Source organism: Mitsuokella sp. oral taxon 131 str. W9106, from assembly GCF_000469545.1.
GTDB lineage: Bacteria > Bacillota > Negativicutes > Selenomonadales > Selenomonadaceae > AWVT01.
Genome location: NZ_KI273073.1, coordinates 1 through 9,383, shown reverse-complemented (window position 1 = coordinate 9,383; position 9,383 = coordinate 1). Strand labels below are relative to the sequence as shown.

Below are 9,383 nucleotides of genomic sequence, written 5' to 3'. Positions count from 1 at the left end.
GGCAACGCCGTCGCCATCGACCATGGCGGCAATCTGTTCACCCTGTACGGGCACAACAGCGAGCTGCTCGTAAGCGCAGGCGACAACGTGCGGCAAGGGCAGGTCATCGCCTATGCCGGATCGACGGGACGCTCGACCGGCCCGCACTGCCATTTCGAGGTGCTGCCCAATGGCTATTGGGGCGACCCCGTTGACCCCGGCCTCTATGTCCCGGGGCTTCTTGCGCTGGAGCAGGAGCAGGGAGGCGGCACGAGCGGGGCTGCTCCGCCGCAGGACGCGCACGGCAGGCACAAGGACTGGACCGTCGCGATGGACTTCGCTAGGCCGATCCGCGACGTCGTGGATCTCGTGACGAAGGTGGCCACCAAGGCACTGGGGCTCATAAAGTCCTACGTGGCATGGGTGTTCTTTATCCTCATCACCATCGACCTCGCGCTCGGCGCGATGAAAAAATCCATGCTCGGCACGCAGGAGGATCGCGAGGGACTCTTCCGCTGGATGGTGCAGCGCGTCCTCTTCTACGGCATGTGCCTCGTCCTGCTGTTCGGCTGGAGCGACTTCGTCGGCAATCTCTCGCTGCACGGGCTGCCCGCGCTCGGCGCGCTGGCAGGCGGCGATGCCCACGCGCAGGCGGCGGAAGCGGCCGTCTCCGACCCGACCAAGATCGTGCAGAAGGGCATGAACCTCATCGCGCCGCTCATCAATCAGGCGATGAGCGCACGCGGCATCCTCGACCTTCTCTTCAAAGGGCCGATGCTCGTCATCTGCCTCGTCTCGGGGCTGATCCTCTTCATCCTCTTCTGCATCATCGGCTTTCAGATCGCGATGGCGTATTTGGAGTTCTACCTGACCATCCTCTTTTCGTTCACGTCCTTTTCCTTTGCCGGGCTGAAGCCGGTGCGCCAGTATGCGTCGAACGGGCTGAACGGCGTATTCGCCTGCGCTCTCAACCTCATGTTCTTCTGCCTGTTTGCCGTCATGCTTCAGGCGACCATGGAGAACATGGCCGTGGACAGCTTCATCTCGGCCCATACCGTGCAGGCGGGGAGCAGGGAGAAGCTTCCCCGCGGCATGATCGGCGACAAGGGGACGAGCGCGACCGTCGATATATCCGGCAAGCCGCATGCGGATATCGCCTACCTTGTGCATGACATCCTAAGGAGCCAGTACGGCAAGGAACTCCGCGTGGACTGGATCTATGCGCAGCTCGTGCACGAGTCGGCAAACTTCACGAGCTACATCTCACGGAACTACCACAACCATGCCGGCATGGGGTATGACGGGCACGGCGACTATACGCGCTATGGAAGCGACGAGGAATTTGCCCGCGACTACGCCCTCACCTTGTCCAGATACGACGTGGACGGGCTGTTCGAGGCGCAGACACTTGAGGAGTACGCCGCTGCCTTGCGGCATGGCCATTACTATACCGCGCCGCTTGAGGAGTACATACACGGCTTGAACGCCGCGCTGAACGGCGGCGCGTTCTCCACGCAGTCGGTGCTCAACCTCATCCTGCTGCTCAAATTCATCCTCGTCACCTTGATGTACATGTTCTTTGCCGACCGCGTCAGCAGGTTCATCCTGACGCAGTTCGGCTCGTCGGGGTTCCGCCTCTCGAAGGAAGGCTAGCGCAGGTGTCCGAATTGGACACCTGAATATCTAGCGAGAGGATTCATATTTGGAAGGAGCATCTTTATGGAGCACAGGATAAAGCCCCTGCCGAAGTGGGGCAAGGCACTCATCGCTGCAAGCGTGGCAGGCGGCGTACTCCTCGGCGGGTTTCACTTTGCCTCGGCGTGGGTCATCCCCGGCTGGGACCGGCCATGGGATCCGCCGGACTATTACAGCCCGACGCGCATCTCGTGGGCGGACACGAACAATCCCTCGTTTTTCTACCGCGATCTCGGCTGGCAAGGCGGGCAGGTCTACGACCTGACGCGCGACATCAAGAGCACGCTCTTCGGCGACAACTTTCGGAACATCCTCGTGCAGATCGCCGCAAAGCTCGGCCTCGACATCCGCGACCATCAGCCATGGGACGAGCATCAGATGCGGGGAATCGGCGACATTTTGGCGCAGAAGGAAAAAGACAAGGAGGACATCTACATCCTGCACGCCGCAAACGACATCACGGGAAGCCCGCTGTTCCACCGCTACGACGAGAGCAGCCTCGACGCCGAACTGCCGCGCGACAAGGCGAAGCAGCGCACCGCGATAGCCCTTGCAGCGACGGACTGCGCCACCGCCGCACAGAAGGCCATCGCGGGCAGCCGGGCGACCGGCGATGCCGTGAACCGCCTATTAGAGGCCGCCGCGAACGCACAGGGCGAGATGGAACTGCGGCAGATCCAGGCGCAGATCGAGGCGCTGGGCGCGGCGGAGCGGCAGGAGCTCACCGCGCTCATCGGCGCGCGCATCCAGCTAAGGGCATCGCAGCAGCGCGAGGCCCTCGACGAGGAGCTTGCCCACGAGGCACGCGTGCAGGAAGCCAAGGTGCAGGTCAGCGACCCGTTCGACACCGAGGCAGTCGAGGCGTCGGGGTTCATGCGCCCGGAGCCGAACGGGTTCGTCCCGTTCGAATGAGTTGTTGTTCTTTTGGGGAGTGGGTATGGTATAATGGGATGAGATGAAAGGAGCGTGCCGATTATGGCCATACAAACGTATAACGCGTACCTGCGCCGCTTGCTGAAGAATGCGCCGTGCATTTTGGCTTACGATACGGCAGCGGACTATTTGGGACTGTACAGTGGCAGTACGCGGCCACATACGGCGAAGATTTACGTCACGCATCCCCTGTGCATAGCAGGGACGACCGAATACCGAATCCCGTCTTTTGACAGCGTGGAGCATGAAGCAAGAAACGGGCTTCTCTGCACCACGGTCAATCAAACGATCAACGACTTGCTGCGAGCAGACGGAGACAACCAAACGATACAGGAAAGCCTTGCCACCGTCTATTACGAGAATGGCGAGTCTTTCGATACATTGCGGATTGCGCCGGATCTCATGCCACGATTCGAGCAGTACAGGGATTGGGCAATCGAATACTACGATGAGGCATGATCATGAACATTACCAAAATGGAGCAGCTTATGCTGGACGTCATGGCGGAACTGGCGCTTGCGGAAGAACCGATTGTATTCAAGGGCGCCATGACGTTGAAGCTTGCCGTGGATGGCAAGACACAAACGGATATATGCAGGACAACGCGGGATATTGACGGGGACTGGATGCGGCAGAATGCGTCGATGGAAGAGATGCGCTGTGCCCTGACGGATTCTGTAAAACGCGTGGACGCAAGTTTATCCGTCACTGCGTATCGCAACCTTTTCGGAGAACCGATCCGCTGGATTTTGGATCTTGAACCAAAATGAGGAGAAACTATTCAAGATCGATCTTGGATTGAGACGACATCCCTTTTATCAGAACTACATCTTTTCGTATCAGGGAAAGATGGTTTTCCTGAAAGGTGCGACCTTGTCCAAGATGCTTGCCGATAAGGTTTGTGCGATATCCAGTCAGAAAGTTTTTCGCCGTGCGAAAGACCTGATTGATACCGATATATACTCCTACTGTGCTGGGTTCGATATGTTGGAAGTGCGCCGCCTGGCAAAAGAAAGCGGGCATGACATCGAGAACTTTGATGCATTTCAAAACCGGCAGGCGGATCTTCGTCATGCTTATGAGAAGCTGGACGATGTTGTCCATAAGCCGGATTTCGATACACTGTACGCAAGGCTTTCGACGTTTCTGAAACCGTTTATCGAAAACAGCATGGAACCATCCGTATGGAATGGCATGGCATGGACAGATCCGCAATGTGAGCAAGGCAAGACGGTCCGTCACGGGCGATGATGATTCCTCTTTTTTAGGTGTCCAAATTGGACACCTGAATTTTTTTTGCCATGATTCATTTATTTCACATGCACGCAGAAAAGTTTGCAGTTTTTAAAAACTGCAAGCCCCTATACTGGAAGAAAGAAGAGCAAAGGAGGAAGAACACATGGCTTTATTCCAGTCGGAGGCAGTCACGCCGCATACGCTTGCCCGTGAGCGGGAAGGGCTGATGCGCGAGCTTCGGTTCAATCGGACGCGCTTCATCGACTTTCTCGGCACGATGGCACGGCATTACAGGCAGCCGCTTGACCGGCAGATCAGCATTTTCTTTCATGCGCCGCAAAGCGGCACGGCCTATGCGGACGTGCCGCTTTGGTGAAGGCTCGGCCGGTGCCTTATCCCCCATCCGGGGGAGCGGAACCGGGGCGTTCCCGTGCTGGGCGCGGACGGCGAGATGGACGTTCTCTACGACATCGCGCAGACGATGCCCATCAACGAAACGCTTTGCACCGACCCCGTAAAGGCAGGCGAGCTCTTAGGTGAGGCGGCAAAAAACTATAGTACCATGAAAGACTTTGCCGGTGAATACAAGGGCATGCGCCTTTCCCTCCTCCTTGACCGCGAGACCATGCAGCCCCTCCTCACCGTACACGGAAAGACACCGCACCGCATCGTCCTGTCGGACAGGCCGTCCATCACCATGAAACGGTTCGCCATGATGGGGCAGGCGGCCATTGACCGCATCAAGGAGGTGCAGAAAGAGCGCGACAAGCTGGCGGCAAACATTGCGGATGCAAAGGAAAAGGCAAGGCTCCCCTTCCCATACGCCAAGGAAGAGGCGAAGAAGAAGGCGCGCCTCATCGAGATCAACCATGCGATGGCCGAAAGCATGCCGGAAAGACGGGAGGAAAAAGTGGCAAGGGAGCCGGCAGGAACCCCCGTACGGCAGCCTGTCCTAGCTAGATGAAAGGAGAATGCAGAATGGTTCTGATTGCACCACAGGACGTGCACACCGACCGCGACCCGCTTGCGGAAGTCGTCACGCAGCAGGAGATCGAAGCAGAACATGGGCGCGACTGGACGAAAAGCCCATTCCTGTTCAAGGTGGACGAGTGCCCCGACTTCGGCACGGTGGAATTCGACTGGGACGCGCAGAAATGGATCCCGCGCGTAGAGGGAGGCGAGCCGCATGCCTAAAGGCGCAAAGAGGATGGACCTTTACGAAAAGACGACCGAGCACATCGTCGCGCTCATGCAGGAAGGAAAACTCCCCTGGCAGCAGGCGTGGGACAGTGCGGCAGGAGCGGCGCTCGTCATGCCGGTGAACGGCAAGACGAACCATCCGTACAACCCGTTCAACAGCTTCCTTTTAAGTGCCGTCATGCGGGAAAAGGAGAGCGCCGATCCGCGCTTTTTCACGATTGCGTCCTTGCAGGAGCAAAATCGGATCTTCGCCGCACGTGTCGCACGGCTCATGCAGGAAGGCAAGCCGGTTCGCCCGGAGCTGCGCTGGGAGTATCGCGTCAAAAAAGGAAGCAAGGGCATCCCCATCATCCAAAAGTGGCACGTCGAGCGCGACAAGGACAAGCGCCCCTTGCCGGAAGAGGAGCAATACTGGGCGCGGCGCATCACGGCCGTGTTCCATGCCGCGGACTGCATCCGGCGCGAATATGCGTACGACAAGGACGGCAATCGAAGGATCGGCGACGACGGAAAGCCGATTTACACGGACCATCCGCTCAAGGAATATGTGCCGAAGGCACCCGTCTACACGCATGAGGAGCAGCATGGAATCGCTGAGGCGATCCTAGCGGCAAGCGGTGCGGTGATCCGCCATGACCAAGCCGACCAAGCCTTCTTCTCGCCACGCAGGGATGAGATCCACCTGCCGCCGAAAGAGGCGTTCCCCGATCTAGGCGGCTACTATGCGACGGCGCTCCATGAACTCGCGCATTGGACGGGGCACGAAAGCCGCATGAACCGCGAGATGAGCACGGACAAGACCTCCCGCTCCTATGCCCGCGAAGAGCTGCGCGCCGAGCTTGCCTCGACCTTCCTGTCGCTTGACCTCGGAATCCCGTTGGATCCTGAGAGCCATGCGGCATACCTTCAGTCGTGGATCGAGGAGCTGAAAGCGGACAAGATGGCGATTTTCAAGGCGGCGACGGATGCAAGGAAGATCGTCGGCTACATCAAGCGGCTGGTGCCGGAAGCATTTCGCACGTCTAGCCGCCTGACGCCGGCGGCAGAAGGCGTCCTTCCTGCGTCAAAGGAGAAGGCTGCCGTGCCCGCCGCCGAACCATCGCATGAGCCAATCGAGGCGAACAAGGAACAAGCAGGGCCGAACGATCGGGAGAAGCAGGGGACGGCAAAAGAAGCCGTCCCGTCCGCAGAGGAACTGTTTTCCTGCCGGTACGCGTCCGTGATGGCCGCGTGCTCGCGCTCCCGCCGGAGGCACAGGCCAATCTGACGGGACGCTTCTACAAATACTATCCCGACCATCCTGTCACATCCGGTTCCATCCCAAAGGAAAACCTCTACCTCGTCGATGCGGCGGACAAGGGAGGGAAGCACGGCGCCGTCTACTATGAAAAGCAGCTTTCTGCAAGCCAGGCGGCAGAGCATGGGCTTGCGCCCGACTATGACTATTTCGCCAACAAAGCCGTGCGGATCGCCGTCTACTATCGGAGGGAGAAAGCGCGGGAAGACGTCCGGGAAGTCCCGCGCCTGAGGCGGGACTACGAAAAGGTGGCAGAGGGGAACTACCTGCGCAAAGGCGTGACGATCGCAAAAGCCTATGCCGCGTTCCGCCTGCATCCGCCGGAAGGAAAGCGTCCCATACAGGCAGGCGACCTCATTGAGGCGGACGGCTATATCTGCCGCGCAGAGGAAAACGGCTTCACCCTGCAGGAACTCCATCGGTACCACGGGGATCTTGCCCTGACGCCCCTGCCGCCGAAAGGCCTCAAGGAGCGCATGCATGCAGCAGTCGAGCGTGTCGGCCCTGAGACCTTTCAGACCTACATCGGCAAATTGCAGCAGAACTTTTACCTTGCCGGGCAGAGCGAGGAAACGATGGTGACCCATCCGGGCGCGTTCCATGAGACCGACGACCCTGCCGAGGGCGAGCGGATCGCCATGCAGCTTGCCTACGCGAAGGACTTTCGCGAGCGTGCCTTTCATCATGGGCTCTCTGCCTATACGCCTGCCGATCAGAAGGGCTGGCATGATGCGGATCTCGCATTTGCCGCAGAAGAGCTGGGCAAAAGCATCCGGCAGGGCGAGGAGGAGGAAGCCGCACGGAAGCGCATCGGCATGGCCATCCAGCGCAACAGCCCCTACGCTGCCGTATCGCAGGATCGCTTCTACGGCGCGAACTTGACCGTGGAAGCCCTGCGAAGCCCGTACATCCAAAGGACCAAGGCAGAACAAAACGCCCCGCAGGTAAAAGACCGGCACGAGCCTGCCGCAGCGCAGGGCGTGGGACGGTGAGAAGGGAAACGGGGTGATTGAAATAGCGGAAGCACTTCAAACGATTCTTGAACGATGGGATGCGCTGATCGACCGATACGACAAGGCGGACAAACGGACATGGAAAAAGGAGATGGATAACATCCATTTTCCCGTGATGCAAATCCCGCCAGTCTTGCAGCTGCTTGGCGCACCAAAGGACGAGATCCAGATTTTCGGCAGTTTCTTCCGTCATGCCATCCGCCGGGATCATCCGGGGATGACACTTGAGGTGCTGCGTCAAATACCAAAGGCGGCAACAGATCCCCTGATGATCACCAAAGGAAGCAAACCGAACTCGTACGTTTTCGTCTTGGAACTGCAAGATGTCAATGGCGCAACGGTGGTTGTCCCGCTGGAACTGAATAAAACGATTTTGGGCGAAGCAACGACCGAGCATTTCTTCAATTCTGCGTACGGGAAAACCGAATGGTGGGACAAGAACAAACCGGATTTCACATGGTTCAAGAAACAAATCAACGAATGTAAAGTGCTCTATGTCAATAAAAATAAGAGCATCGCATATTTTCGATCCTGCGGGAACGCTTTTCCCGTGGCCTCCGAAGTACGCGAAGCTCTTTCTGAACTTATTGTATCAGAAGACATGAAGAATGTAAAGACAGAAAAAGATTTAGACGAATTCAAAAGGGCGCAAAACGAGGAGGAATGGAACATGCCGGAAGAAATGAATCACATGCATGGGAATCAAACGGCTGAAGAATCCAATACACCAGGAGAAGCCGAACCCGCATCACCTGTGCAGGAAGATAGCTTCACGGACTCGTATTACAGGGAAATCTCGGACAGCCTCGTGGATGCCGATCCGCCAATGCCGAAGGAGGCATCGGATGATCTTTGGAGGCGTGCGATGTACCTGTGCTGCAGCATGCGTGGGTTTGAAGATGCCGAGGAGCGATACGGCCCGAACATCGAGGCATGGGAGGCCTATGTGCCGCAGCATGAGGACATCCGAGGCCGGATCGAACAGGCAGGCGAGGCGTATCGTGCGGGGAAACGCGCGGAAGAGCGCGCACAGGCGATTGGGGATGCCCAGCGCGCGATGGAAAAGAGCCAAACGTTCTTTGCGGCCGAGCGAGAAAAGCTCATCGCGCGCGAACAGGCGTATCGCGATCGGATTGCTGCGATGCACGAGGAAATCGGGATGTTGGAGCGAAAGACGGAGGATATCGCGCCGGAGGCAATGGCCAAATGCCTTGCGACGGCGATGCAGTTCCTGCAGGAGGCCGAAAAGACGCGGAAAGCCGCATTCGACCGGCCGCGCATCGTCTCATCCGAGCTGCTTGCGAGCACGCGAAACGCCGTGAAGGATGCATACTTCTCCGTGAAACTTGCGCCGAGCAAGGTCAAAGCCTTTTTGCGCAGGCAGGCATACCGGGAGGTGGACGCCCTGCTGCGTCAGACGGCAGAGGTGTTTGGGGCAGGCGTTGCATCCCTTTCCGAGCAGCGCGATGCCATCCTGCAAAGAGCCCATGGGCTGCAGTCGGCAGAGGCATTCTACCGCGAGGCGATCCCCGCCGTTTTGGCAGAGGACAAGGAAGACAAGCACAGCTATCTGACCGACCTCCATGCAGCGCAGAAGATGGCCGAGGCTGGATTCGGCGCACATGCCATCCGGAATGCGTTGCTGAAGGAATCCCCGCGCCGCCGTGAGATGGAAGCGGGGCAGGCAACGGGAATCGCAAGGGAAGTGACCATCCAAAAGCAGCAGGAAAATCAAAACGCCCGGAGATCACAAGACCCGTATGATCCTGCCGCAGCGCAAGGCGTTGGCAGATAAAAGGAGTGAGACGAAATAACGGAAGCAGAAAGAAATTGGAATGCCTTGATTGATCGATGCATTTCCTCAGACAAGGCTGAATGGAAGGACAAGAAGAATGGTGACCTTTACCCCGTAACGAAAGTCCCACCGATTCTTCGGATGTTAGGCGTTCCACTTGATGACATTTATGTATTTGGCAGTTTCTTTGCACATGCTGTCAATCCACGGCAAATTGTAAGTTTAATTGTCGCAA

Annotated in this window: 11 protein-coding genes and 1 pseudogene; all 12 read left to right on the top strand. The window is 58.0% G+C overall.

Going from position 1 to position 9,383, the window contains the following annotated elements:
• Positions 1–198, top strand: a pseudogene (locus HMPREF1985_RS11875) (M23 family metallopeptidase); the annotation flags it as partial.
• A 111-nt stretch (positions 199–309) separates the two neighbouring features.
• Positions 310–1,632, top strand: a complete 1,323-nt coding sequence (locus tag HMPREF1985_RS11225) for a type IV secretion system protein (RefSeq protein WP_369758583.1) — start codon at positions 310–312, stop codon at positions 1,630–1,632.
• 66 nt (positions 1,633–1,698) lie between these two features.
• The gene (locus HMPREF1985_RS10395) at positions 1,699–2,586 is read left to right on the top strand and encodes a hypothetical protein (protein ID WP_021772577.1); all 888 of its coding nucleotides are present in this window, start codon (positions 1,699–1,701) and stop codon (positions 2,584–2,586) included.
• Positions 2,587–2,649: 63 nt separating this feature from the next.
• Positions 2,650–3,066: a hypothetical protein gene (locus HMPREF1985_RS10390; protein WP_021772576.1), complete on the top strand. Its 417-nt coding sequence runs from the start codon at positions 2,650–2,652 to the stop codon at positions 3,064–3,066.
• A gap of 2 nt (positions 3,067–3,068) precedes the next feature.
• Complete coding sequence (locus tag HMPREF1985_RS10385; protein WP_040637668.1) at positions 3,069–3,377, top strand: hypothetical protein; 309 nt, start codon at positions 3,069–3,071, stop codon at positions 3,375–3,377.
• A complete protein-coding gene (locus HMPREF1985_RS10380; RefSeq protein WP_021772574.1) occupies positions 3,364–3,858 on the top strand; it encodes a hypothetical protein in 495 nt (164 codons plus the stop codon). The genes HMPREF1985_RS10385 and HMPREF1985_RS10380 overlap by 14 nt, the downstream gene beginning before the upstream one ends.
• Positions 3,859–4,006: 148 nt before the next feature.
• Entirely contained in the window at positions 4,007–4,219 is a 213-nt protein-coding gene (locus tag HMPREF1985_RS10375; RefSeq protein ID WP_021772573.1) for a hypothetical protein, read from the top strand.
• A gap of 54 nt (positions 4,220–4,273) precedes the next feature.
• Entirely contained in the window at positions 4,274–4,807 is a 534-nt protein-coding gene (locus HMPREF1985_RS10370) for a hypothetical protein (protein WP_021772572.1), read from the top strand.
• Positions 4,808–4,821: 14 nt separating this feature from the next.
• Entirely contained in the window at positions 4,822–5,037 is a 216-nt protein-coding gene (locus HMPREF1985_RS10365; protein ID WP_040637667.1) for a hypothetical protein, read from the top strand.
• Entirely contained in the window at positions 5,030–6,310 is a 1,281-nt protein-coding gene (locus HMPREF1985_RS10910; RefSeq protein WP_021772570.1) for an ArdC family protein, read from the top strand. Before HMPREF1985_RS10365 ends, HMPREF1985_RS10910 begins: the two co-directional genes overlap by 8 nt.
• Positions 6,274–7,332, top strand: a complete 1,059-nt coding sequence (locus tag HMPREF1985_RS10355) for a defense against restriction DarA-related protein (protein WP_021772569.1) — start codon at positions 6,274–6,276, stop codon at positions 7,330–7,332. Before HMPREF1985_RS10910 ends, HMPREF1985_RS10355 begins: the two co-directional genes overlap by 37 nt.
• Before the next feature lie 13 nt (positions 7,333–7,345).
• Positions 7,346–9,148, top strand: coding sequence for a MuF-C-terminal domain-containing protein (locus HMPREF1985_RS10350; RefSeq protein ID WP_021772568.1), 1,803 nt, complete (start codon positions 7,346–7,348; stop codon positions 9,146–9,148).
• Positions 9,149–9,383: the final 235 nt, after the last annotated feature.

Coding starts and splice junctions, on each gene's coding strand:
- HMPREF1985_RS10375 (WP_021772573.1), top strand. CDS start 4,007: ATGGCTTTATTCCAGTCGGAGGCAGTCACGCCGCATACGCTTGCCCGT.
- HMPREF1985_RS10395 (WP_021772577.1), top strand. CDS start 1,699: ATGGAGCACAGGATAAAGCCCCTGCCGAAGTGGGGCAAGGCACTCATC.
- HMPREF1985_RS10390 (WP_021772576.1), top strand. CDS start 2,650: ATGGCCATACAAACGTATAACGCGTACCTGCGCCGCTTGCTGAAGAAT.
- HMPREF1985_RS10910 (WP_021772570.1), top strand. CDS start 5,030: ATGCCTAAAGGCGCAAAGAGGATGGACCTTTACGAAAAGACGACCGAG.
- HMPREF1985_RS11225 (WP_369758583.1), top strand. CDS start 310: ATGGACTTCGCTAGGCCGATCCGCGACGTCGTGGATCTCGTGACGAAG.
- HMPREF1985_RS10385 (WP_040637668.1), top strand. CDS start 3,069: ATGAACATTACCAAAATGGAGCAGCTTATGCTGGACGTCATGGCGGAA.
- HMPREF1985_RS10365 (WP_040637667.1), top strand. CDS start 4,822: ATGGTTCTGATTGCACCACAGGACGTGCACACCGACCGCGACCCGCTT.